Consider the following 25113-nt stretch of genomic DNA (forward strand, 5'->3'; position numbering starts at 1 on the left):
TGCTAATACCTATATTTAAACTATGCAGAAAATTAAACACACCTTATTGTTCTTAGGCGCTATGCTTTTTTTAAACCTTGCATTTGCGCAAACCGTTCCTGATACCACAAAAAATACTGATCCGTCGTTAAATGGCCAGTATCAGTTTATGTTGAAAAAATCTAAAACTTTGTATGGTGCCAGGCTGATTAACCCAAACCGTTTATCCGCTTTATGGAAAAGTGTTAACGATACGTTAAGAAAGGAACGTAAGCAATTGCAGCAAGCCAGGCTGGAAATTAAAACACAAGCCGACAATATTTCGAGTTTAAAAGGCGAAGTTACAGGGAAAGAAAGTTCACTAGCCAACGCTACCGCTTCTGTTAACGAAATTAAGTTTTTAGGAATTTCGTTTAATAAAAGTACTTATAATACCATTGTTTGGACCATTATTATCGTGCTGGGCATTGGTTTGGCTTTTGTTATTTTCCAATCTGGCAAATTAAGACATGAGGCTAAGTACAGAACTGAACTTTACCAGGAAGTAGCCGATGAGTTCCAGGCTCATAAGGTAAAGGCAAAAGATAAAGAAATGAAACTTGCCCGTGAACTACAGGATGAAAGAAATAAATGGGACGAAAGCAGGGGCAGATAACAAGATCCGACCAGTAATCAACAAAAAAATCCTTGATTTTGGCAGTATTTAGAAAATTTGAATTAGTGCCAGGTGGTAGAACCTGGCGCCACTACAATTTATAAAGCGACGCTTTTGTTGCTTAGGTGATGCTAACCCCGCAATTCGCCATAATTCCGATGAAACCTCTGAAACTGGCAAGCATAAGCCATAGTCAATTATTCCCAAAGCCAATATCCCAGTGGCGAGAATGATTATATGATTAATTTTATCTAGCAATCGTCTCTCCGATCAAATATTAACCAATAGCTGATATTAAATCGAAAACAATTATGTTTCCGAAGGGAAAGATATCCCTTTTATATTCCGGTATAAATCTACCGCATAAAGGTCTGTCATTCCCGAAACAAAATCGAGAACACTCTGTATAATAGAATAAACATCGGTCAAATCGGTATGATATTGTTTAGGAATAAGTTTTACCAGTTTTTTATAGTAATGCGTATTGTTATGAATAAGCGCTGGGACAAATTCTTCTAATAAACCAGCCATGATTTTATATCCCGCCACCTCTTTCTGTATTACTGACGAGAAATTATAAATACGCTCTACCGAGATTTTTTCTACCGCTTTCCAGGCCGAAATATACGGTTCGGGCAGCAGATCGGTCAGGCTATGGTTAAGATCACCTTTTAATAGTTTTTCTTGTTCTCTAAAGAATATGGTTGCACATTGGTTTGTTAGGGTATTTATGGCTTTAGCGCGAAGCAAACCAATTTTGGCATCATCATCTTCATAATCATTTTTTAAGCGTTCTTCTATGGTTGTTGAATTGGCAAAAGGTAACAAGTAACCTTTTACTTCTTCATAGGAAAGTATCTTAAGGCGATGTGCATCTTCAAGGTCGATGATGCTGTAACATATATCGTCTGCAGCTTCTACCAGGTAAACTAAAGGATGACGTTTGTAAATAAGATACTCGTTATCCTCCTGTTCCAGATGAAGTTCATTAGCGATCTTTTTAAAACTTTCCTCTTCTGATTGGAAGAAGCCGTATTTTTTGCGGTGCAGCAAGCCTTTCTGCTTACCTGCAATGGAGGCGCATGGATATTTCGCTATAGAGGCCAATGTTGAATAGGTTAGTGCATAAGCATCATTTCCCTTTCCCTTTAATGGGTGAGTGAGAATACGGATGGCATTTGCATTTCCCTCGAAATTGATTAAATCGTGCCATTGCGATTCACTCATTTCTTTTTGATAAACCTTTCCATCACCATCGGTAAAGTAACGAGAAATGGCCGCTTCACCGGAATGTCCGAAGGCCGGGTTGCCCAAATCATGGGCCAATGCAGCAGCGGCCACAATATTGCCTACTTCATTAATTAATGGAACCTCTTTAATAAGTTGCGGCTGATGCTCTTCTATACTTTTTAAAAATATATTTGCCATGGAGCGGGCCACACTCGCTACTTCTAGACTATGCGTTAAACGATTGTGCACAAAAACACTTCCCGGCAATGGAAAAACCTGGGTTTTATTCTGAAGTCTTCTAAATGGGGATGAGAAAATTAAACGGTCGTAGTCACGCTGAAAATCTGAACGTGCCCGATCTGTGCTTGCACCATATTTCTCCTGTCCGTATCTTTTATTCGAAAGTAAATATTTCCACTCCATTTATCCCGTTGGCCTTTTAAAATTTGGCGCAATTTAAACAAAACGCGAAAATGGTAAAGCATAAAGCCTTAGGTAAAATTCGTATTACCTCAATTAAAAGATATATTTATATTTGAGGAGAAACAAACAAACCGTAAAGAAAAAATTTTATTAACGCTTGCTATCTTATGCTGCTAAACGGTTTTGACCAAAGTGCAATTTGGAAGGCTCTAAACAAGTTTTTGAAAGTCAGAAATTAAAGGATGCGATCAAAACACACAAAATCGTAGCTATTTTACTTTGCAGTAAAAATTTCTTACCGAAAACAGCCAAAAAATTTAGTGCAGAAGCGAACAAAAGTCAGGAAGAATCAATTGCCAGATCTATCCAGGCAAGTATGTATACTTTTTTGTTAAGATAAGCTCCAGACTACACTGTAGATTTTCAATATGTTGACAAAATAAATATCCTGTTAAAAAAAGCTGGCGTTCTGAATAAGTTAAATGAAACAAACAAAGATGAATTAGCCAAAATACTTGGTGTTGATGCTGTGATCGATGGCCGCTTCGAAACAGAGCAAACAAAATCAGAAGCAGGTGCAATTGCCTCGGCTGTTTTGTTTAGAGGTTTCGGAGGAAAATCTGGAACTGGTACCATGTTCTTAACCATAAACAATGGATCGGATGGTGAATTATTGTGGCGCTTTTTTAAAACAATGGACGATAACATTATGAACTCTACCGATGATATGGTAGAAAGGATGATGCAAAAAATATTACAGAATTCCCTTACAGGAACTAAAACAGAGACAGGTAGAAATATCTGCTTTTTTTGTTATTATACATCTCGATTATCTCTAATCAAACCATTTGGCTTCTGCCCTGTTTATTTGATAAAACGATATAACATGAAAACAAGCATATATAACAAAAAAGAACATATAGAGGGTTATGTAGGATCTGGCGATGAGCAGGCAGAAAAATCAGATGTGCAAAAAGCTTTTGAAGAAGGTAATGATACCGATGTAGTAACCAGTTATGGAAAAGAACCTGGTGAATTGATTGAAGGAAATCCTTTAGCGAAAGACGGCAGGGATAACTCTGGCACACAGGGAAAAGATTCCCTTAGTGACGATGCCTACAATAGTACAGATAAACATCCAACTCTGAAAAGCGCAGAAAGTCATACAGGAAGTTCATCTAATGATTTTAAAGCGAACAATCGTATTAATGAAGCTGATGAAAACCGTGCATTAGATAAAGGAATCTAAAACGGATGATAGAAGCTTACCTAATCTCAACAAAAATTTCTTTAGTATGAATAAGAATCAATAATTCTGGAAATGGGAAATATCATATCTACAATACGATGCATAATGAGTAATCAAAATTGACATATATCAATATGTTAAAACCATATTTTTTTGTATTTAATTTTAAGTTTTCGAATTTTGCAATGCTATAGGATTCGCAACAAAAATTAAACAAATATCATTGACTAACTACTTAAGGGCATAGGCTACTTAATTATGGCATTACAGTTGTCGAGTCCTAATTATTTCCATCTACCGGAAACTGCATAACCATTATAAAGGGATTATTCTATGAGGATAATCTCTTTATAATATCATAAATCTTTCCCATGCAAACCTTTCTCGTCATACTTGTTTCTGTTTCCAATATCTTCTCCCTGACTTAAATTTGAATGATTTAAATCTTCATTCACATTCCGATCAGGATCATTTTCAGTTTTTGATAAATGAGTGGCTTCCGGTTCATCTTTACGCTTAAAATCAGCTCTTTTATGTCCGTATGTAGCCTCTCCATTATCCCATTCTATATCCTCCTCATTGCGGTCGGTCTCTGCGTTAGGATCAAGATTTTTATTTTCATTATTTTCCATGGCGATTTATTTTTGTAGATATTCTTTTGTTAAGAACAATAGTTACTATATAAAGTTTAATAACCGCGTAATTATATATTGTAAAGCATTTAGCTACATTCTTATTGGTCCTTTAATCGATTCAGCTAATTCACGCCTTTGCTTTGGTCTATCTCAGTACGGGTATCCACATCATCTTTGGTTGAACCATTCTCATCACGGTGTTCTGGTGGATTTTCCATCCTGCTTTCTTCCAGGTCAGAAAAATCACTACCTTTTTGATTAACTACTTCACCATGTGAAGAAGGTTTATCTTCCATTTGCTCCTTGGGGTCAGCAAAATCCTGTCCTTCAACAGGTAATCCTTCTTGTTCTTCATCTTTATTCATCATCTTATTACAACCAGTCAGTTCGGGTTTTGTTTTAGATTTTGAACTATACAAAAAAAGGCCCCGATTTGCATCGTGACCTTTCTTGTTCTTTTAAAATCAATTAAACTTTGATTTCAACTTCAACACCGCTAGGTAATTCAAGTTTCATTAAAGCATCAACTGTTTTAGAGTTAGAGCTATAAATATCCAATAAACGTTTGTAAGCGCATAATTGGAATTGCTCTCTAGCTTTTTTGTTTACGTGTGGAGAACGCAAAACAGTAAAGATTTTTTTCTCTGTAGGAAGTGGAATTGGACCACTTACCACTGCACCCGTAGGTTTAACAGTTTTTACGATTTTCTCAGCAGATTTATCTACCAAGTTGTAATCGTAAGATTTTAATTTAATTCTGATTCTTTGGCTCATCTTATTTTTAATTATGGCTTCCTGTTAGAGCTATTAACAACAGAAACCGGATTTATCATTTTTAGTATCAAGATAAAGTATCGAGTATCAAGATTGAAAACCTGTCTTGATACATGATACTAAATACTTGCGACTAATTAGTCTTCAGATTTAATTCTTCCTTTAGATTTAGCTACCACTTCGTCCTGTACGTTTTTAGGCGCTGGCTCATAGTGATCAAATTCCATTGTAGAAGTTGCACGGCCTGAAGTGATGGTACGTAATTGCGTTACATAACCAAACATTTCTGAAAGTGGCACCAATGCTTTAATTACCTGCGATCCGTTACGGGTATCCATACCTTGTAACTGACCACGACGACGGTTCATATCACCGATAACATCACCCATGTTTTCTTCAGGAGTTAAGATTTCGATTTTCATGATTGGCTCCATCAAAGCAGGTCTACATTTAGGTAAAGCCTCACGGTACGCCATGCGGGCTGCAAGCTCGAATGATAAAGCATCTGAATCGACCGCGTGGAATGAACCATCGATCAAACGTACTTTCATATCAGGAAGTGGATAACCTGCTAATACACCATTTGCCATTGCAGATGCAAATCCTTTCTCAACTGAAGGGATAAATTCACGAGGAATTGAACCACCTACAATTTCGTTTACAAATTGCAAACCACCTTTTTCAAAATCAGCATCAATTGGAGAGATTACCACTTTGATATCGGCAAATTTACCACGACCACCTGATTGTTTTTTGTAAACCTCACGGTGTTCAGCGGTACCGAAGATTGCTTCTTTGTATGCAACCTGTGGCGCACCTTGGTTAACCTCTACTTTAAATTCACGTTTTAAACGATCAATTAAAATATCTAAGTGCAACTCACCCATACCAGAAATTACAGTTTGACCAGTTTCCTGATCTGTCTGAACCCTGAATGTAGGATCTTCTTCAGCTAATTTAGATAAACCCATACCTAATCTATCAACGTCAGCCTGAGTTTTAGGCTCAATAGCTAAACCAATAACCGGCTCAGGGAATACCATTGATTCCAGAACGATCGGGTGTTTCTCATCACAAAGCGTATCGCCTGTTTTAATATCTTTAAAGCCTACTACCGCAGCAATATCTCCCGCACCTACGTTAGGAATTGGGTTTTGCTTGTTAGCGTGCATCTGGAAGATACGTGAAATACGCTCTTTATTATTTGAACGGGTATTATAAACGTACGAACCAGCTTCTAAGTTACCTGAATAAACACGGATAAAGCATAAACGACCTACGAAAGGATCGGTTGCAATTTTAAATGCTAAAGCAGCAAATGGCTCTTGCTCAGATGGTTTTAATAAAACTTCTGCATCAGTATTCGGATTAGTACCTACCACACCTTCAGAATCTAAAGGAGAAGGCAATAATTCCATTACATAATCCAACATGGTTTGTACACCTTTGTTTTTGAAAGATGAACCACAAACCATAGGAACAATTTTAGCATCCAATACAGCTGCACGTAAAGCGTCTAAAATTTCGCGCTCGGTGATTGAGTTTGGATCTTCGAAGAATTTCTCCATCAAAGTTTCATCATAATCAGCAACTGATTCTAACAATTTCTCTCTCCACTCTGCAACTTCATCTAACATATCATCAGGAATTGGCACTTCAGTAAAGGTCATCCCTTTATCGTGCTCATTCCAAACAATACCACGGTTGTTGATCAAATCAACCACACCTTTGAAAGCATCTTCAGAACCGATAGGTAATTGCAAAGGAACTGCATTGCTACCTAACATATCTTTCACTTGCTTAACAACTTTTAAGAAGTCGGCACCAGAACGGTCCATTTTGTTAACAAAACCGATACGGGCAACATTGTAGTTGTTAGCTAAGCGCCAGTTAGTTTCTGATTGTGGCTCAACACCATCAACAGCAGAAAATAAGAACACCAAACCATCTAATACACGTAACGAACGGTTTACCTCTACGGTAAAATCCACGTGTCCAGGTGTATCGATAATGTTGATGTGGTATTTGCTACCACGGTAGTTCCAGTTTACTGTTGTAGCAGCAGAGGTAATGGTAATACCACGCTCTTGCTCTTGTGCCATCCAGTCCATTGTTGCAGCACCTTCGTGCACCTCACCAATTTTATGACTAACACCAGCATAATAAAGGATACGCTCAGTTGTGGTAGTTTTACCAGCATCAATGTGAGCTGCAATTCCGATATTTCTTGTAAATTTTAAATCTCTTGCCATTATGTTTTTAGTATTGATTCCACGGATTTAAAAGATTTCACCGATTATTTTATGTAATCGGTGAAATCAATTTTATCTGTGTAATCCTATAATAATCTGTGTAATCTTACTAATCTGTTAATTCTAAATTAGAATCTGAAGTGAGAGAACGCTTTGTTAGCCTCAGCCATTTTGTGCGTATCTTCTTTCTTCTTAACAGCAGCTCCTTCACCTTTAGCAGCAGCTACGATTTCACCAGCTAATTTCTCCTTCATCGTTTTTTCACCACGACGACGAGCATATAAAATTAACCATTTCATACCTAAAGCTGTTTTACGCTCTGGTCTAACCTCAGTTGGAACCTGGAAGTTAGCACCACCAACACGACGAGATTTAACCTCTACAGCTGGCATAATATTAGTTAATGCACGTTTAAATACTTCTAAACCGTTTTCACCTGCTTTTTTCTCAGCAATTTCAACAGCATCGTAAAAAATCGAATAAGCGATAGATTTTTTTCCATCGTACATCATATTGTTTACAAAACGGGTTACCTGAACATCATTAAATTTTGGATCAGGAAGAATAATTCTCTTTTTTGGTTTTGACTTTCTCATTTGTTATTTCCTCCCGATTATTTTTTCTTTCCTTTTGCAGGTGCAGCAGCTGCCTGACCTGGTTTAGGACGTTTAGTACCATATTTAGAACGACGTTGGTTACGACCAGCAACGCCTGATGTATCTAACGCACCACGGATGATGTGGTAACGTACACCTGGTAAATCTTTAACACGACCACCACGGATCAATACAATAGAGTGCTCCTGTAAGTTGTGACCTTCTCCAGGAATGTAAGCATTCACCTCTTTACCGTTCGTTAAACGAACACGGGCTACTTTACGCATTGCTGAGTTTGGTTTTTTAGGGGTAGTGGTGTACACACGTGTACATACACCTCTTCGCTGTGGACAGCTGTCCAACGCTGGAGACTTACTCTTGAACTCCAGTGCTACTCTACCTTTTCTAACTAATTGTTGAATGGTTGGCATTGTGCTTTTTTATGTTTTTTTATTTAAAAAATTTACCGCTCCCCCGGCTTCTTTACAGATAGCCCATAAAACGGACTGCAAAAGTAGAACAATTCTTTTTAAAAATCAAGGGGTTAGCGCAAAAAGTTTTCGGTTTGAAATTGTCAGTTCGCAGTTGAGGATTAAGGTGCTGTAGTTCTTCCTTTCTCTTGTCGCCATTGTGAACTGAAGCGGATACGACAATGGTGATGTGAAGCCATCTTTTTCACCTTAAACATTCAAGCCATCCAGGCATTGTCCATTATGGCTATACGCTAATCTGGAAAGCAGTTTCAGCCATCCTTAGACAGAGGCCAGCCCCGCTAATGTTACAAGCTCGTGAAGAACTCACTTTCCACGTATATCACGTTTACGTTGCAAACTAGGTTTATAATATTAACGTGTTCCTGCAAAGTTTAAAGAAAGATCAGTTTGCCTTCCGGTTTTCACAATATTTAATAAATAGCACTGATGGTTTAATAAGCGCCAATCAAACTACTGGCCGGAATATTCAAAACCTCATGTAATTTTCTAATCATACTCAAACTGAGCTTGCGCTTACCGCTCAATATTTCAGATTGGCGACTACGGGCACCTAAAATTTTAGATAGCTCACTTGGCGCTTTACCCAACTGCTCTAACCTAAATTTGATGGCTTCAATTGGCGATGGAGGTGCGATTGGATAATGACTTTCTTCGTAATGTTCTATTAATAACGTCAACAAATCCAATTCATCAGCTTGCTTGGTATTTAAATCAAGATCTTTTTGCATCAACAAGTAAGCCTTTTCCAAAGCCAACTCATACTCATTCTCTGTTTTAATTACTTTTAACATATTTCACCTCCTCCACATTAATTTTATCATAATTAGCATGCGTACCAATCCAAACTACAAAAACAATTTTTAATTTAAATTCTATATCAGCAATCAATCTATAATCGTTACCCTTAATATTAAAGACGAGTCGTTTACCCATTATAACATCTGCAGTTGCATAAAATTTAATTACATCTGCAGGCATATTCCAATCTTGATCAACAACCTCACCATACCAAGCCTCTAAACTAGCCTTAGCAGTACTATGCTTCCTATAATATTCAACAAGTGTTTTTTTAGCAATAATCCGCACACACGAATGTATTACCAAAATGGTAACAAAACAAATTTATTTTATTCTCTCACAACTCATAATTTCACGAGGCTATTTTGCTACTACCACAGAAGTTTAGATCGCAACGATGGATAAAATACTCAGCTGTTTTTTATGCCATAATATTAAATACTTTATCTTTAAATCAATAAAATAAAAATCATTAACCATTTAGTTCAATAAATGAAAATAAGAATCGCCACCATCATACTTTGCAGCCTTGTATATCTATGTAATGCACAAACCACTTCTACTAAAAGAAAGGCCAATGTAGATTTTGATGCTTACGAAAAACTCATACCGAAGGTTAAAGCACACCGTAAAAGTAAATTGGTTGATTTACCTGCTTTTTTAAAAATGGCAGGCGAAAAAGGTACTGTTATTTTAGATACACGCTCAGACAGTCTTTTCGAAAGAAAACACATTAAAGGAGCCATTCACTTAAATTTTGCTGATTTCACTCAGGCAAACCTGTTAAAAATTATTCCCAATGCAGATACCAGAATACTCATTTACTGCAATAATAATTTTATAGATGACCAGATCAATTTTGCCAGCAAAGAAGTTGTACCTTCCTTAATAAAGAAAAAGATAGCACCTATCTCGCTGGCCCTTAATATTCCAACTTACATTAATTTATATGGCTATGGATATAGAAATGTATACGAGCTTTCTGAATTGGTAAGCACCCGGGATAAACGGGTAAGCTTTGAAGGAACTGATAGTAAAAATAAGCTTTAACCTGTAACGAAAGCAGATCCTAGAATTGGATTTCAATTTAATAATTTTTCCCAAACTAGGCAGAAACGGTAATATTTAGATGCGCAACAAAAAAGTCTTCCGGTTTTACCTGAAAGACTTTCCTTTTTTAAGCTTTGGTTACTTTGTGTGTGTGTTTATGATGATGATGTTTTTTATGACTTTTTTTAGTCTGCGATTTTTCAATAGCTGGTTTTACAGGTGCTGCAGTTTGCGCATTAACGGTTGCGAAGGTAAACATGGCCAATAAAGCGATGCTTAAAACTTTAATTGCTTTCATTTTCAGTTCGATTAATAAATGAATAAACCTTGTTATTTGTTAGTTAAATCTCAAAAATCAAAATGAAGAATTAATGAATTATGGTAAGTCGAAGTCAAAAGTATAGTTTAGCCTTTACCCGTTAATATATTCAGAAACCACTTTTCTATTTACCAGGATTTTATAATCTCCTTGTGATCTCATCAATTACGAAACGTATCGAGGTACAAATCTTCTACCTTTTTTCTTGCCCAGGGCATTCTTCTTAAAAATTTCAAACTCGATTTGATCGATTGATTGTTATTGAAACAATCGATCCTGATCAATGACCCCAGTTTTTCCCAACCATAATGTGAATGGAGATCAGTTACTATTTTTTCTAAGGTGATACCGTGTAAAGGATTGTTCTTTTGCTGTTCGGCCATAGAGCAAAGTTAAAGTAATTTATCTGGTTTATACTTTGCCATCCAAACATTTGCACCGCCGCAATCGGGATCGTTTACTTTGTGTTTGATCACCTCAAATTGGTTTGCCTCAAGTAGATTCTGATATTCAGCAGTAGCCAAAGAAGCATGAAAAAGGTTTTCGCCTCCGTTCATTCCCCATACTTCTCCACGCTCCGTTCCAGATGTAAACAATAAAATACCATTAGCCTTTATGTAACGCTTAAAAATGGTAAACATGTTAGGCTGGTCATCAGCCGGAAGGTGAAAAAAGCTATGCCAGGCAATAATTACATCAAATTTCTCATCGAGATCCAGCTCACGCATGTCCTTTAGCAAAAAACTTGTGCCTGGGAAGTTAAGTCTGGCTAATTCAATCATTTGCGTACTGGCATCAACACCTAAAACATTTATACCATGGTTAACGAAATATTCCAATATGGGTTTCCCATCACCGCAGCCCAGGTCTAAAACCTTTCCATCAGGTGGAAGGTGTTTGAGGATATCATTTAAGTAAGCTTTTTCTACCAAATCGGCATAACGATTTTCGGCAAACCAGCGACCTATCTTATTGTAAACTTTATAAACATTTTTGCGTTCTCCTTTTTCCATCCTTAAAATTTCGATTGTTTTTAATGTTATTTTAGAGGTTTAAAACGTCCGGAGCACTTAAGATGCTTTAGCAATGCTAAATTAATCATATTTTACTTTTTTTTGGAAACCAATGTGTAGTGGGGATCGGACAATGCAGCCCCGCCATCCGCTTTATCCTGATTTTATCGGGACGCCCGCTGCTGTCAGGTTTAGGAGGAATGGCCTGCTCCCAGCATAGCGCCAAAACATCAAGCTATGTTTTAAATCCTGTCCAATATCAGATGAGACATCATTTTAACCTGATTTATAAATTAACCAACGGCCGTCGCATCAATTTCAATCAGCATCCCATTTAAGGCCAGCCTTGGTACGGGAATAAGTGTATTTACGGGAAAATTCTGGTCAGGCCAGATTTTGTTTGATTCTTCGATCAGGATCTCGTGTTTCGCCTCATCGTAATCTACCACAAGAGTAGTTAACTTGGCAATATTTTCCATTTTTAAACCTTTGCTGGCTAAAACAATGGCAATGTTTTCAAATACGATGGCTACCTGTGTCCTGAAATCGGGACTTAAAATACCATCGGTTTTACTCCCACCCTGACCGGCAACAAATACCAGCTGACTCCAGGCAGGAACTGCCGCTACATGCGAATAGCCATGTGGCCGGGGATTATAAATACCTTCGGGATTACTTATTTCTATCAGAGAAGTGTCCATATTGTATAATTTTATTGCTAAACTAAATGATATCCAATATTAAATCGTCGGCGATTTGCAATAAAAAAACCTCCTGATATTTAAAATCAGGAGGTCTGGACTTATTTAATGTGGGCTTAATTGCCCGCAGCAGTCCACGTATCGTTATCTGGATTTGAATCTGGCAATACTTTATCCGGATCCAAAGTAACCGCCTCGATCTCTTCAGTTGTCGGGAAACGAACCAACCAGCTGGTATTTTTCATCCAAACATCAACCGGAATTTTTACGGTCTCCGTTTTCCCACTTTTGGTTTTGACCTGAAGAATAATTGGCATTGGCATTTTCTCCAGGTTTACAACCCTAATGTTATAGCCAACCAATTTATCGCCTTGTTTAACGGCTTCAACACCAGCAATACCCTGGTCCATTTTCCAGCTATTTAACCACCAGCTTCTCCAGAACCACGCTAAATCTTCTCCTGCCCCATTTTCCATTGAACGGAAGAAATCAAATGGTGTTGGGTGTTTAAATGCCCAGTTTTTAATGTACTGGCGGAATGCATAATCAAAACGGTCTTCGCCTAAGATCTGGTTTCTTAAAATATCCAAACCCCATCCTGGTTTGCTGTATAAGTTAACACCGATATTTCTTTCAGCCATTCCATCAGGCATTTGCATAATATTTTCGTAAATTGGATTGCCGATCACACCGCTACCAATCTTGTGTAAATCAGCCGGAGGACCTGCATATTCACCATTATTAAAGTTTTTCTTAGAAATGCCATTAATGAAAGTATTGAAACCTTCATCCATCCAACCATATTTACGCTCGTTGGATCCCACAATCATCGGAAACCAGGTATGACCAAATTCGTGATCGATTACCCCCCATGCACTGGCTTTTTTTGCCTTCCAGCCACAGAAAACAATGCCCGGATATTCCATGCCGCCGATATTTGTCGCTACGTTAACAGCCATTGGATACGGATACTCGAACCATTTTGATGAATAATGCTCAATAGTAGTTTTTACATATTCTACACCACGACCATAAGAATCGACACCGTTGCTTTCTACTGGTTGTGCAGAAACCGCTAAACCTGTTTTACCACTTGGCAATTTATACCTTGCAGCATCCAATACAAATGCTTTTGATGAAGCCCAGGCCGCGTCGCGTGAATTGATAATTTTAAACTTCCAGGTTAATTTATCTTTAGCCGGACGTGATTTTGGATCAGTAACTTCTGCTTCGCTACGGATGTGTACAGTAGCATCGCTCTGTTTAGCTGCGTTCCATCTTTTTAGCTGCTCTGGTGTAAAAACTTCAGCAGGATTTAACAATTCACCAGACCCCATTACGATATGGCTAGCCGGCGCAGTGATGGCAAAATTGATATCGCCATATTCACAATAAAATTCGCCACCGCCCCAATAAGGTAAAGTATTCCAGCCAATTACATCGTCATATACACACATGCGTGGAAACCACTGTGCGATGGCAAAGATTTCACCGTTTTTGGTGGTTAAATGTCCGGTTCTATCCGATCCTTCTTTAGGTACAATGTACGAATAATCCATTTTGATGGTAACCAGATCGCCATTTGGGGCCAGAGGCTGATCCAAACGGATCTGCATACGGGTATCTTCAACGATAGAGGTGAACTTTACTACACCTGCTTTCTGGGCTACGCTGATGTTCTGGATCTTATATCCTCCATCAAACTTTTCGCCCTGTGCACCATAACGGCTGCGTGATGGGGTAACGGCATAACCGCGTGAAGTTTCTTTAAAAGTATTTTGATCTAATTGTAACCATAAATAGGGCAATTTATCGGGACTGTTATTTTTATATGTGATGGTAACTGTTCCGTTAACCATGTTTTTGGTTTCATCCAGATTGGCCGTAATGTTATAATCAACTCGGTTTTGCCAATACTTCGGACCAGGTGCACCGTTGGCAGAACGGAACTCATTCCCATTTTGTGTATAAAATAATGGTCCAAAAGCTTCAGCAGGATTATAGTTAGTTGCTGGTGTGGTGGTTGTAACCTGTTGAGCCGATGCTGAAAGCGCAAAAACACAACAGACCAAACCAAAATTAATCAGTTTAGAAAATTTCATGATAATAAGGTTGTAAATACTGCTGTAAATATAAAAAATAACCACATATGCATTTATATGTGGTTATAATGTTACTAATTATGGTTATAATATGAAATAATTCTATCCAAAAGACTTAATTAGCTTTTAATTTTGGCAAATCCTGCAATTTTCTTTCCTGAGGAGTTAATTTGTTCCATGCGGCAAAGGCACGTGAGATATAAAATGCATAGCGGAATGGCCTTTCGGCCTTTACGGCTTCAATTGAGGGCCTATAAATGATCATAAAGTTTTTAAGCTCCTCGCCTTCCAGTTTAGTCAGCTCAGTAATGGCTCTTGGAGTAAAATTTTCATCTATCTCATCCTGATACATTTCCTTTTCTTCTAAATCTGCTTCTTTACGCTGTTGTCTTTTATATTTACCATAGCCTAAATTTAGACTCAAACCCCCAACTTTGTCAGTCATACGCTTACGGTTTAGGTTTCCGCCTGTACTCAATAGCGTATATTTTTCCGCTAACGGATCTTTAGCATCTGTAATCTGACTGTTCATCCTTACTGCAGTAATATCTACATCTTTTAAGCTATTCGTTTTACCCGGTAGATATATCGTTCTGTTCAAGAGGTTGGTTAAATACAATGTATCGGTATGATAGCCCACGGCAGAAAACTCTAAAAGATCACCAATATTGGCGCTTATGGTATACTTTCCGTCTTTATTTGTACTGGTTGATTTTTTGCTGTTCAGATTTCTGATACTAACACCAGGAAGCGAAAGCGTTTTTTTCGAAAAATCGAAAACTGTACCGGAGGTTACGGTTTGTGCAAAAACACCTATGGGCGATGCGAGCAATAGAAAAATGATCAGTTTGTACATACTCAAAAGTAACTTAGTTCAACAATTAAAAGCCGCATTTAACAATCTTTAACATTAGAACAATTGAATTAAGTTAGTGTTTTTAAATAATTTTCATCGTCAAATCCAATCAATATAGCCTTGTTGTTTTGCTCGATAACCGGTCGTTTTATTGCACTGGTATTTTCTTTTAAATAATTAACTGCCGAATCCTGGTTATCAATTTTGGCTTGTTCTTCTTTAGTTAGTTTTTTCCAGGTTAAACCTTTACGGTTTAATACCGTTTCCCAGCCAAAAGTGTTACACCACTCGTTTAGCTTCTCAGTGGTAATGCCTTTTTTCTTAAAATCGTGAAATTCAAAGTCGACCTGATGTGCTTTTAGCCAATCGAGTGCTTTTTTAACTGTATTGCAATTTGGAATTCCGTAAACGGTCATATTGAGTTTATAATGTAAGATGAAAATGTATAATGGATGATGGAGAAAGCAATCCAGAAATCTATTTCAAAGATAGTAAAATTGTTTATCCGTGTGGCGTTCGAATCAGGATCAGGCACGTCTTGGAGATTGGATGTCATGAACAGTCAGACGGTAACATCTGAATGCACATAAATAACATTGGTTACATGAAGAGTTATCAACTTTTTATGAGCGGGCTATGAAAATGACAACTCTAGAAATATCCGTGGTGTTGAATATTACTATCCTACACAAAATGAATTATTGATTTCGCGAATATTAGATGATTACATCTGACTCCACATAACATTTAGCCAGAAATTACAGAGTTGTCAACTTTCCAGCGAGCGGGCTATCAAGGTTCACAACTCTATATACGAAATCTATTTGTTCATCACATTTTTAACCCTGTCCATCACATTTTATTTATCGGTATAATTTCTCTTTGTAAAATTGTACCAATTAATTTAAAACTCAAATGGAAATTATTTCTGGTCATCCAGCTGCTATCAAATCTAAAAACATCAATCAACTGGAGTTTTGGATCTCTACAACGTTATATATCCTGGCCTTAATCAGCATTTGTACAAAGATCAATTACGGACCCGGACACTCATACCAATTTGCTGATAACGGTTTAAATTATAACGTTCTTCAAAATTTTTTCCTTCCTGAAGTGTTTAAGATCACCATGCTTTACTTCAGTTTTCTGCTATTCAATTTTGTTTCAATGCCCCAATTGGCAAGGAAGCAAAATATGATCATGAACCTGATCATCACAGTTTCGGTTACGGCTTTTTCTATTATTGCCTGGATGGTTGCCAATACCTATACGCAAGCATACAGACTACTGCAATATGACGATATAGATCAGGCTTATGGCATTTTCTTTGGTGAAGCGTTCAGCTATATCTTTTTCCTCTACCTGCTCATTAATGCCTATTCTTATTTTAATGAACGTGGATTAGAACTGTTAAAAAAAGTTCCCTTTTTAAACCATTACAATAACAACATCATTCAGGAGATTTTTACCGCTACTAAAATCTGGCTGATTTTGCTCATGGTATTTGCTGCCGTACTTTCGCTTAGGATCGATTATGAATTATTGGTTATTTGGCTATTGGTACCACCGATAAATATTTTCTTTGCCTTTCTGGCTATTTATTACATCATTCCAAACCTTCGAAAAAATTTTAAAGGTTTTGGCCGTTATTTCTGGGGAAATGTGGGGTTAACGATAATCATTTCTCTCCTCTTGCTAATTATCCTCATCCCTTTTATGCGCAATGGTGAAATTGTACCCATTACACTGGTTTTAAATATCATATGTTTAATCTGTATCACTACACCATCTGCCTGGTATATCTACAAACATAAATTTGAAAAACTCAGCGAAATACAGATGTTAAAAACTGAGTTGGGTAAATCAGACGCGAACTTGAATTTTTTAAAATCACAGATCAATCCACACTTTTTATTTAATGCGCTAAATACACTATTTGGAACTGCTTTACAGGAGAATGCGGAAAGAACGGGCGAAGGTATCCAGAAACTGGGTGATATGATGCGTTTTATGCTCCATGAAAATACACAGGATAAAATTTCGTTAACCCGGGAGGTGGAATACCTGAACAATTATATCGATTTACAAAAGTTGCGAACCTCACGCTCTGCAGATATCAGGATTGATACGCATATTGAAGAACAGCTGAATAACCTGCAGATTACGCCAATGTTATTGATCCCATTTATCGAAAACGCATTTAAACATGGAATTAGTTTACAACAGCCCTCTTATATTAAAATTACACTGCAAACTAAAGAGCATACTTTATATTTTGATGTAAGCAACAGCATATACATTAAAGCTGATAATGATCCTGAAAAACTAAAAAGCGGCATCGGACTTGAAAATGTTAAACAACGTTTATCGTTACTCTATTATGGAAAACACGAATTAATTATCCGCGAAAGTGCCAATGAGTTTTTTGTTCATTTAACTTTGAAGTTGGATTAGTGATTAGTATCTTTCAAAAATCAAATAAAAGAGTAAATAATTTAAATTGATAAATTAGAACGATTCGTCATTTCGACTGGAGCGCAGCGTAATGCCTGCCCGTACAGGCGGGGAGAAATCTTTGGTCTCAGTTTAAAAGATTTCTCCGCTACGGTCGAAATGACGATCGCTTGTGAGCTAACAGAGATGCTTCCTTCGTCAGCATTGACAGAAGAAACAAAATAGATACAAAATGATTGCCATTGCTATAGATGATGAACCCATTGCATTAGATATTATAAAATCGCATGCCTCTAAAGTTCCGTTTATTATTTTGCAAGAAACCTTTACAGATGCTTTTGCAGCCATTACCTATCTTCAGCATAACCAGGTTGACCTGATTTTCCTTGACATTAAAATGCCAGATATCAGCGGAATCGATTTTTTAAAGAGCCTGAGCAAACCACCAATGGTTGTTTTTACTACCGCCTATACCGAACATGCGGTACAAAGTTTCGAACTGGATGCGATTGATTATCTGTTGAAACCTTTTTCACTTCCGCGTTTTTTAAAAGCCTGTAATAAAGCACACGAACTGCTTAACCTGAGAAACGAAAAAAAGGTGATTAAAGACAACCACATTTTCATAAAAGATGGTTACGAACAGGTAAAAGTAACGCTTGATGAAATTCTTTATATTGAAGCTTCAGGTAATTATACCCAAATCCAGCTTCAAAGCAAATTGTTAAGCTCGCGCATCACCATCAACGACTTGGCTGATTTGTTACCAAAAATTGATTTTATCCGTTGCCACCGTGCCTTTATTGTCGCTAAAAACAAAATATCCAAATTTGACCGCAGCCAGATTTGGATTGGAGAAAAAATTATTCCGATCGGCGCTACTTATGGCGGGATACAACTTACGTGATGAGAGTAAACGAGACTGCATCATAAGTAGTGCATTAAGATTCCTAATCGAGTTGGGAATGACGATTTCTCAAGGGATATTATCAAATGGTCCTTAGTATAAAGATTGCCAGCCTGTTGCTGGCAGGCTTCGTCGGCTGAAAAGCCTTCTCGCAATGACGATATTTATTTCCATTTCATCGATTTATTATTTTACACTTACTCGAATTCCTGCCGAATGCGTAGTAAATTCTGGTGCATACATACTTTGTAAACTGGTAATCCCATTCGAAAAATTACCTGAATGGGTAACCCTTAAAGGATATTCGAACACATATGTTCCTTTCGGCAGGTAACTGATGAAAAAATTGGTTGATGCATCTTTTGTACTTTCGTAATAACCTAAACCATCTTGATATTTATAGCCGGAGATTACATTTAAAGGTTCAAAACCTGATGAACGTATATCTTTCAAATGAATATACTCCATGTCCCGGTCGCAATATATTTCTATGCGCACCTTTAACAAATCACCCGGCATTAAAACATTTATTGCCGTTATTGGCGTCAGGACATCACCCTTTTCACTCGTTTTTTGACTAAACAATTGCTTTTTAATTTTAACACCTGTGTTGGTTGAAGTTATTTTATCCAGTTGCTCAAAATATTGCCAGTATAGTGCGCCCCAGGCTATGATCTGATTATTGTTTTTAACTTCAACTCTACCCATTTCAGGTTTAACGTTCGCACCGGCAATGCTTACTTTCTGATAACCGGTTCCAGCCTCTTTTGCAGCATTGCGTTGTTGCAGTTCAGCCAATTTCTGACCGCCAATGGTGATTTCCGGCTCATTATTTTGGGCTAGTAAATCAGTACCTTTCATTAACAGGGCATAACAGGCAGCTGTAGTAGCTTTCGTGGTTTTCCAATCGTTGGTTTGTTTATTTTTAAGCAACCAAATTTTCATTTCTTCTACCGCTTTGGTATCGTTGGCTACTTCATCAAAAGCCTCTATCAATAAAGCCTGCGTTTCAACCGGACTTTGATACCACCACCAGCCCGTTTTATTGGTAGTCCAGTACATCCCCAGTTCATCATTTTGTTGTGCGGTTTGCCTTAACAGCGTAATGATTTTTTCAGCCTCCACATGATTGCCATTTCGATTTAAAACCAAAGCTGCCTGTGCCAGTTGGTATTGACCAAAGGTTTTCCATTCAGCGACTAATTTTTTGACGTAAAAATCTTTAGCCTTTGTAAAATCTGCTGTTGTATTTTTTTGGTTCGTGTAACTTCTGGCAAACAGATAGTGTAATGGCAAATAGGCAAAACGTTTATCTGTCAGCTCTTTTTTATAATCGTTAATAAATTTTTGATCTAAATAAATAATGGCCTTGTTGAGCATGGCATTAAAATTTGGATAATCTTTCTCATCAATCAGTTTTAATTTTTTTAACTGGCCCATACCCAAAACGATGTGCTGGGTAATATAACGGTCTTCCTGCATCCCATTAAACCAGGGAAAAGCCCCATTGTTAAACTGCATTTTTTCCAGCTTTTCGAAATTGGTTTTCAGTTCGTGAGTCATTCTGTTTAAATCGAAAAGCACTGCCAAACGCTTTTTACGTTCGGTTTCGTTATCGGCATTGCGCACCCAGGGCGTTTCTTCTAATAAAATCGATTTCAATTCCTGGTTTTTCTCCAGGTTAGATAACAACGCTTCGCCATTATTGGTATTTTTCCATTGCTCAAAAACAGTTTTAATTTTTGGCGACGAATTGATGATTCCTGTTGCAAAACTATTGGCATAAAAGCGGCTAAAAGTTTGCTCTGCACATTCATAAGGATATTCCATTAAATAAGGTAAAGCCTGCACTGCATACCAAACCGGATTGGAAGTAAATTCGAAAGTTAAACTTTCGTTTCTTAAGGTTTTAGAGGTCCCCGATTTCTCCAGTTTCTCAAAATCGAATGTTTTGCTGGTATTACCACGCACATTTATCGGCATACTTTCGGTAACCAACATGGCATTAGACAAAACCGGAACGGTGTTTTCCTCGCCATCGCTAAACCTGCCGCTTTCGGCTATAACTTTATAGGTAATGGCATTAACGCCTGAAGGGATAATCAATGTCCATTTTAAAACCGAATTTCCCTCATTGTCCACTTCAAAAGTTTTTTCTGATTTTTCATTTGTCGCAAAAATCTGGATCTGTTTTCCAGTTAAAGCATTCGTAAGTGCTAAACTGGCGTTACCCGCAAGTTTTTTAGCGGCTAAGTTATTCAATTTGGCACTTAATAAAATGGTATCGCCCTCGCGAAAAAAACGTGGTGCATTTACAGTTATGGCCAATTGTTTTTGCGTAACCAGCTCATTGGTAATGGTGGCTATTTTTAAATCTTTGGTGTGCGCAAAACCCATCATTTTATAGCGGGTTAAACTTTGCGGTATGGTAAATTCGATCTTGATCTCACCTTTGGCATCAGTTAATAACTGCGGGTAGAAAAATGCAAGTTCATTAAAATTAGTACGGGCTGTAATATTTGTTTTTAGATATTTGAGCGACTCTACTTCTTGACGCAATGTCGGATCCGTAAGTTTATCATTTACTCCCTCTCCTGGAGCGGCACTTTTTAATCTTTCAATGGTAGGTGGTTCAACGCTTAATCCAGCAGCTTTCCCTTGCAAAGTTGACACTCCCCTAACCTGTACAACTGCACCAGTCATAGCTGCCTTTTTTTGCGTACCATAACCCGCCACAACAACTTCGTTTAAAGCAGTACCATCGGGTTTCAACGTTACATCAACCCGTTTTTTATTGCCAATTTTTATGGAATAATGTTTATAGCCGATATAAGAAAAATGAAGTGTTTCCCCAGCTTCGCCATCGATGGTATAAATACCAAAAACATTGGTGGCGGCTACCTTTTTACCTACACTAACCTGTACGCCCGGCAGTATTTCGCCCTGATGATCAAACACCACCCCATAAATTAATTTACCGTTTTCTAACGCTGCTAGTTTTTTTACCGCTTCCGGAGATAAGCCTTTTCGTTTAGCCCTTTGCAAATTGCTGATGTAGTTCCGGTAACCAGAATTGTATCCTCCATAGTAGTTATAACCAAACAGATTAAGATTCTCGTAGCCACGGGTAATCACGCCATAATCCCTACCCTGTCTTAAAAACCATAGATAACCTGGGTTAGCAACATTATTTACATTAAAATTCCAGTTATAAAAACCATAGTTAAAACTCTGCTGGAGATTCGTATTCCAGTCCATTTGCTTAAGGTCGTCCAAACTTGCATCGTAAAGTGTGGCTACCATTTCGGCCATTTCTTTTTCTCCCTTATGATTACTGATCTGCAGCTTCCAACTTTCCTTTTCACCAGGCTGCAGTTTATTACGAAAGGTTAAAAAACGGATGTCCAGTTCTTTCTGCGGATTTACAATTTTAACCTGCTGCATGGAGTTGTAAATAATTCCTTGATGTACCATGGTAAATTGTATGGCAAAATCATCTTCATTATTAGCTTTTGGTTGTATTTTAACAACGGTCTGTTTTGGAGATAAATTGATCCAAACCTTTTCGGCTATACTATCGCGATAGTAGACCTCATAATAAGCCCTACTGTTTTCTGCCAAACCTGCCAAGCGGAATATGGCACTTTCTTTCGGTTTAATCACCGTCACTTCTGGTGTAATCCATTCGGCGTTTGATTGTATTACTGCTGGCACTTCATGATAAACCACCAGATACTTATCTATTTTAACCGTATCATTTTGTTCGTTTACGGCTGTTAGACTGATTTTATAATAACCAGGCTTCAGGTCTTTCTTGCTGAAGCTCAAATTTCCACGTCCATTTTTGGAACTTAGTCGCTGTTTAAATTCGACTGATTTTACCGGCCAATTGACCACTTCAAGTTCATTATTATAGTCGTCATCAGGGAAGTATTTAATAAAGTCTCCCTTGCTCATGGCATAGTTTTCCGCATAAAAAGGACTTTTATTCATCAACCTGGATGGTGCCTGCAATAAACTCCATTCTGCTTGCACATCAGCCTTCATGGCCTCATGATTTAAATTGGTAACTGAAAAGGAGATACTATCTGCTTTTTTACTTAAATACACAACCTGCTCTGTGCTGACATTAAGTATAATGTCTTTTTTTCCTACAGTTAAGTCGATCGTCTTAGAGCGGGTTTCTCCATTCAAATCTGTAATATCTGCCACAATTTCATAAACATAGTTTTTATTGGTATCTATAGCCTTGGCAAAAAAGATAATCTCAAATTTACCATCTGCCTTAGTATTTGTTTGACCAATAGCTACCTGTTTTCTTCCCACATTAATCCTTGAACCATATACAGCGCCTGGTTGCCCATAGCCAAGCCTATAATCATACATCAGATTTCTGAAAACCTGATACGTTACCTTAGCATTGCTTACCGAATAGCCCGAAAAAGAACTGGCCTTACCAGCTACTTTGATGCTATCATTCAGTTTATAATGTTTGTTGGGTTTATCAAAAACCACTTCAAAAGTAGGTCGCTTATATTCTTCAACCTGCACAGCAATGCGACCATGCTCGGTTTCGATTTCCATTTCACCATTTAAAATGCCCATCGGAATGGTAAAAGTGCCTTGAAACGTGCCGTAATCATTACTTATCAGCTTAGTTGTGCTGATCTCTTTTCCATTGGCATTATTAAAGGAAACATTAACAGCCATATTTGCTGCGATTTTATTTTTTCCGTTCAGAATATTCAGACACAATCCTTTATAATAAATGGTTTGTCCCGGACGATAGATCGGCCTGTCGGTAAAAAGAATTACCTTTTCCTCTTCTTCATCTTTGTCATCCCGGTAGCCATTATAATTGTTGATGTTTAATTTCAATTCATCTTTTCCGCACGTAATTATTGCCTGAGACATGTTTTTGTCCGTATCGAACGTACTGGCGTAACCTTTATCATTGGTTGTCATTAAAGCACCATTAATAAACTTTCGGGTACTGTAATCATATCTCCGTTGCTGGATCTTCACATTTTTTAAAGGTGCACCATTATTCAACTGACTCACAAAATATTCGTGTTTTTCGATATTGCGCCTGTTGATCACCGCCATTGCCGTGACCTTAAAATTAATGTTGCTGTAAACGGTATCGTTCTGCTTCCGGTTGATGGTTTGTGCAATTAAAGTATAACTGCCAAAAGGCAATGCCTCAATTTTATCAACTAAACTGTGGGTTTGATAATCGTTGGTTTTAGGAACAGTAACTAGCCATTGCTTAATTATTTTATTCTTTTTAAGAAAAGTTAAAAAATCGGCCCTGTTAATGAATTGTTCATAACCATTTTTAAAATCGGGCGAATGGTACAAACTCAACTGTACGGTATCGGTATTTTTGTAAGATAGATATAATTGGCCAGGTTGATCAGGCAGTATAAATTCTTTTACTTTAATTGTTAAACTACTGCTTTTGATCTCTGCAATTAAATTACCGGCATTCTGTGCTCCAATGCTTTTTGGGTAGGCGTTTATCGCATTTTCGGCCAAAGCAACTGCCTCGATCATGTTTTGTTTATTGGTATCAACGGGCAATTGTCCATTTTTATGCATCAGGACCTGTTCGTACAAGACATCAGCAAAAACTTCACTTTGTGTACTTTCGTCAGCCAACTGGCTCAAAGCATTATAGTATAATTCCTGACTATCGCCTGTAAAATATCGTTGAACAAATTTTAGCCGTTTTAAATCCACATCTGCCAGTGCTGAAGAATTGCCGTCGTTCTGATGGAATCTGATCAGATTTTGAAACAGCTGCAGCGCCTGCGTTTTAAACGAAGTACTATCAATTGGTATTGTAATGTTTAAAAATGTCTTTCTGTCTCCAAACCAATCAACATTGCCCATATCAATTAATTGATCTTCATATTGGGTTAGGCCTATCTGAGTATTACTCAAAACATCGATGGCGCGGTGGGCCAGCAAATCATATAACGTAGGCCTAAAACTTCTGTATATTTTATCTCCAGCCAAAACCGCATCTAATGTGTCCACTTTTATCTGTTGCAAAATCTGATGCTCTTTTAATGATAACAAGTAATAATTTACGGTTTCATCATTTAGTTTTTTGATGTTCCAGGTTTTAATATCATCTCCAATATCGCCCTGTACTTGTGTACGTTGGTTAATCTGCCAGCGGTTCTGTTGCAGGTAATTCCAATAAGTTTCAGCTAAAAGTGATTGTAAAATACTTTTCTCAGGCTGTTTGGCGGTTTTGATATCTTTGCGTAAATCGGCCAAAATCTGATCAAAGGCGTTTTCTTCCAGGTAACTTTGAAACATCATGCGGTAAATAACCGATTTAATGAGCAAGGGAATATTGTGCGTTTGACGCGCCTGCTCATTTATTTTTTTAATTAATGCAAGCGCGTCTTTTGGTTTGGCCTGGTTGGCAATAGAATCTACCTTATAGAAATCCTCCAGCGTATATGTATGCTGTGCAACAACATCAAAGGAAAACAAAAAAGTAAAAAGAAGTAAAGCAGAGATACGTAATGATATGTTCATAAGCTGAATGGCGTTTTAATATAGATGGGTAAAAATCAAAATTCCATAACCTGAAAAATTTTATTTGATTT

The 25113-nt window shown here is 37.5% G+C and carries 23 protein-coding genes; 6 read left to right on the plus strand and 17 right to left on the minus strand.

Annotation, left to right across the window (positions count from 1 at the left end):
- The first annotated feature begins 22 nt into the window (after positions 1-22).
- Positions 23-634, plus strand: a complete 612-nt coding sequence (locus PGN18_RS00670) for a hypothetical protein (protein WP_335317407.1) — start codon at positions 23-25, stop codon at positions 632-634.
- A gap of 309 nt (positions 635-943) precedes the next feature.
- Here PGN18_RS00670 and PGN18_RS00675 read toward each other — a convergent pair whose 3' ends face one another.
- Positions 944-2287, minus strand: coding sequence for a deoxyguanosinetriphosphate triphosphohydrolase (locus PGN18_RS00675; RefSeq protein WP_335317408.1), 1344 nt, complete (start codon positions 2285-2287; stop codon positions 944-946).
- Between the two features lie 199 nt (positions 2288-2486).
- Here PGN18_RS00675 and PGN18_RS00680 point away from each other — a divergent pair, with 199 nt between their 5' ends.
- Together PGN18_RS00680 and PGN18_RS00685 are read left to right on the plus strand one after the other, a co-directional pair.
- Positions 2487-2687 (plus strand): hypothetical protein, encoded by a 201-nt coding sequence (locus PGN18_RS00680; protein ID WP_335317410.1) that lies wholly within the window; start codon positions 2487-2489, stop codon positions 2685-2687.
- A gap of 486 nt (positions 2688-3173) precedes the next feature.
- Complete coding sequence (locus PGN18_RS00685) at positions 3174-3536, plus strand: hypothetical protein (RefSeq protein WP_335317411.1); 363 nt, start codon at positions 3174-3176, stop codon at positions 3534-3536.
- Positions 3537-3892: 356 nt separating this feature from the next.
- Here PGN18_RS00685 and PGN18_RS00690 read toward each other — a convergent pair whose 3' ends face one another.
- The 8 genes from PGN18_RS00690 to PGN18_RS00725 form a co-directional block, all read right to left on the minus strand.
- Positions 3893-4168, minus strand: a complete 276-nt coding sequence (locus tag PGN18_RS00690; protein ID WP_335317412.1) for a hypothetical protein — start codon at positions 4166-4168, stop codon at positions 3893-3895.
- Between the two features lie 125 nt (positions 4169-4293).
- A complete protein-coding gene (locus tag PGN18_RS00695; RefSeq protein WP_335317414.1) occupies positions 4294-4539 on the minus strand; it encodes a hypothetical protein in 246 nt (81 codons plus the stop codon).
- A 100-nt stretch (positions 4540-4639) separates the two neighbouring features.
- On the minus strand, positions 4640-4945 hold the full coding sequence (rpsJ, locus tag PGN18_RS00700; RefSeq protein ID WP_008244591.1) for a 30S ribosomal protein S10: 306 nt from the start codon (positions 4943-4945) through the stop codon (positions 4640-4642).
- A gap of 137 nt (positions 4946-5082) precedes the next feature.
- A complete protein-coding gene (gene fusA / locus PGN18_RS00705) occupies positions 5083-7197 on the minus strand; it encodes an elongation factor G (protein WP_335317415.1) in 2115 nt (704 codons plus the stop codon).
- Between the two features lie 128 nt (positions 7198-7325).
- Positions 7326-7793 (minus strand): 30S ribosomal protein S7, encoded by a 468-nt coding sequence (rpsG, locus tag PGN18_RS00710; RefSeq protein ID WP_025145241.1) that lies wholly within the window; start codon positions 7791-7793, stop codon positions 7326-7328.
- Positions 7794-7810: 17 nt separating this feature from the next.
- A complete protein-coding gene (rpsL, locus tag PGN18_RS00715) occupies positions 7811-8224 on the minus strand; it encodes a 30S ribosomal protein S12 (RefSeq protein ID WP_010599925.1) in 414 nt (137 codons plus the stop codon).
- A gap of 494 nt (positions 8225-8718) precedes the next feature.
- Positions 8719-9078, minus strand: a complete 360-nt coding sequence (locus tag PGN18_RS00720) for a helix-turn-helix domain-containing protein (protein WP_335317420.1) — start codon at positions 9076-9078, stop codon at positions 8719-8721.
- Complete coding sequence (locus tag PGN18_RS00725) at positions 9062-9373, minus strand: type II toxin-antitoxin system HigB family toxin (protein WP_335317422.1); 312 nt, start codon at positions 9371-9373, stop codon at positions 9062-9064. The genes PGN18_RS00720 and PGN18_RS00725 overlap by 17 nt, the downstream gene beginning before the upstream one ends.
- Positions 9374-9577: 204 nt before the next feature.
- On the opposite strand from PGN18_RS00725, the gene PGN18_RS00730 reads away from it, so the two are divergent.
- The gene (locus PGN18_RS00730) at positions 9578-10135 is read left to right on the plus strand and encodes a rhodanese-like domain-containing protein (protein WP_335317423.1); all 558 of its coding nucleotides are present in this window, start codon (positions 9578-9580) and stop codon (positions 10133-10135) included.
- 127 nt (positions 10136-10262) lie between these two features.
- On the opposite strand, the gene PGN18_RS00735 is transcribed toward PGN18_RS00730, so the two are convergent.
- The 7 genes from PGN18_RS00735 to PGN18_RS00765 form a co-directional block, all read right to left on the minus strand.
- Positions 10263-10433 carry a hypothetical protein gene (locus PGN18_RS00735; RefSeq protein WP_335317424.1) on the minus strand — a complete coding sequence of 57 codons (171 nt, stop codon included), beginning with the start codon at positions 10431-10433 and terminating at the stop codon, positions 10263-10265.
- Positions 10434-10615: 182 nt separating this feature from the next.
- Entirely contained in the window at positions 10616-10837 is a 222-nt protein-coding gene (locus PGN18_RS00740) for a VF530 family protein (protein ID WP_335317425.1), read from the minus strand.
- A 9-nt stretch (positions 10838-10846) separates the two neighbouring features.
- Complete coding sequence (locus tag PGN18_RS00745) at positions 10847-11467, minus strand: class I SAM-dependent methyltransferase (RefSeq protein WP_335317426.1); 621 nt, start codon at positions 11465-11467, stop codon at positions 10847-10849.
- A 293-nt stretch (positions 11468-11760) separates the two neighbouring features.
- Positions 11761-12168, minus strand: coding sequence for a RidA family protein (locus PGN18_RS00750; RefSeq protein ID WP_335317428.1), 408 nt, complete (start codon positions 12166-12168; stop codon positions 11761-11763).
- Positions 12169-12284: 116 nt separating this feature from the next.
- Positions 12285-14270, minus strand: a complete 1986-nt coding sequence (locus tag PGN18_RS00755) for a M1 family metallopeptidase (protein WP_335317429.1) — start codon at positions 14268-14270, stop codon at positions 12285-12287.
- A 115-nt stretch (positions 14271-14385) separates the two neighbouring features.
- On the minus strand, positions 14386-15126 hold the full coding sequence (locus PGN18_RS00760) for a carboxypeptidase-like regulatory domain-containing protein (RefSeq protein ID WP_335317430.1): 741 nt from the start codon (positions 15124-15126) through the stop codon (positions 14386-14388).
- 68 nt (positions 15127-15194) lie between these two features.
- On the minus strand, positions 15195-15542 hold the full coding sequence (locus PGN18_RS00765; RefSeq protein WP_335317431.1) for a Spx/MgsR family RNA polymerase-binding regulatory protein: 348 nt from the start codon (positions 15540-15542) through the stop codon (positions 15195-15197).
- 499 nt (positions 15543-16041) lie between these two features.
- Here PGN18_RS00765 and PGN18_RS00770 point away from each other — a divergent pair, with 499 nt between their 5' ends.
- A complete protein-coding gene (locus PGN18_RS00770; RefSeq protein ID WP_335317433.1) occupies positions 16042-17580 on the plus strand; it encodes a sensor histidine kinase in 1539 nt (512 codons plus the stop codon).
- Positions 17581-17812: 232 nt separating this feature from the next.
- On the plus strand, positions 17813-18487 hold the full coding sequence (locus PGN18_RS00775; protein WP_335317434.1) for a LytR/AlgR family response regulator transcription factor: 675 nt from the start codon (positions 17813-17815) through the stop codon (positions 18485-18487).
- Positions 18488-18673: 186 nt separating this feature from the next.
- On the opposite strand, the gene PGN18_RS00780 is transcribed toward PGN18_RS00775, so the two are convergent.
- Complete coding sequence (locus PGN18_RS00780; RefSeq protein ID WP_335317435.1) at positions 18674-25042, minus strand: alpha-2-macroglobulin family protein; 6369 nt, start codon at positions 25040-25042, stop codon at positions 18674-18676.
- Positions 25043-25113 lie beyond the last annotated feature (71 nt).

This window comes from Pedobacter terrae, assembly GCF_036946585.1.
Lineage (GTDB): Bacteria > Bacteroidota > Bacteroidia > Sphingobacteriales > Sphingobacteriaceae > Pedobacter > Pedobacter terrae_C.